At 70.9% G+C, this 1,029-nt stretch carries 1 protein-coding gene and 1 tRNA gene; both read left to right on the forward strand.

Annotated features, from left to right (window positions below; all coding sequences use genetic code 11):
* Positions 1-660 (forward strand): UPF0182 family protein (locus B4M60_RS14355; protein WP_291085510.1); only part of this gene is annotated, 660 nt, incomplete at its 5' end.
* Positions 661-754: 94 nt separating this feature from the next.
* A tRNA-Met gene (locus tag B4M60_RS14360) sits at positions 755-831 on the forward strand.
* Positions 832-1,029 lie beyond the last annotated feature (198 nt).

Raw genomic sequence — 1,029 nt, forward strand, 5'->3', positions numbered from 1 at the left:
GAGCGCGAGTTCCTGGCCGCGCACATGTCCGCCAGCTCGGACCCGGACACCTACGGCGCCATCACGGTCCGCGTCCAGCGGCCGACCGAACCGCTCGCGCAGGGCCCCAACCAGGCGCAGGACATCATGATCGCCTCCCCGGCGATCGCCCAGGACCGGCGACTGTGGGGCGAGACCGCCGAGATCACCGAGGGTAATCTCCTCGCACTGCCGTTGGCCGACGACTCGGTGCTCTACGTCGAGCCCATCTACACCCAGCGCAAGGACCAGGAGTCGGCGTTCCCGAGGCTGCTGCGCGTGATGGTGACCTACGACAGGGCCGTGGGCTACGCGCCCACCCTGTACGAGGCTCTGCGTCAGGTGGGCATCGAGGCCGACCCGAACGTCGTGCGGATCGACGAGAGCGGGGCGGCCGAGGCCCGGGCCGGGAGCGCGGCCAAGCCGGGCGCCGCGGCGAGCGCCCCGCGCCCGTCCGCCCCGGCCGCGCCGACCACCGGAGGCGGCAGCGACGCCGACCGCGCGGCGGCCGTGCGGGCCCTCGGTGAGGCGCTGGCGGCCGTCCGCTCCGCCCAGAGCGGCGGGGGCGACCTCGCCGACCTGGGCACGGCGCTCGAGGAGCTGCAGGCTGCGGTCGACGCCTACCAGGCGCTGGGGAACTGACCCGCGATGTGAGTTGCGTCATGTTCCGGTCGATCTGCGTTCACCCGATTTGCATTCCGTTGTGAGAGGGACGTACTGTCAAAGACGCAATCGACGCGGGGTGGAGCAGCTCGGTAGCTCGCTGGGCTCATAACCCAGAGGTCGCAGGTTCAAATCCTGTCCCCGCTACCACGAAAGACCCCCTGATCAGTGGAAACACTGACCAGGGGGTCTTTTTGCGTTCGCGCCGCGGACGGCTCCCGGCTTACGCTGCCCCTCCGGCTTGCGCTGCCCCTACGGCTTGCGCTGCCCCTTCGGCGTGCGCTGGCCGGATGCTCGGTTTTCGCGGGGTTGCGATGGCGGTTCGGTCCAGGGGGGCAGCGTAAGCCG

This window comes from Dietzia sp. UBA5065, from assembly GCA_002415925.1.
Lineage (GTDB): Bacteria > Actinomycetota > Actinomycetes > Mycobacteriales > Mycobacteriaceae > Dietzia.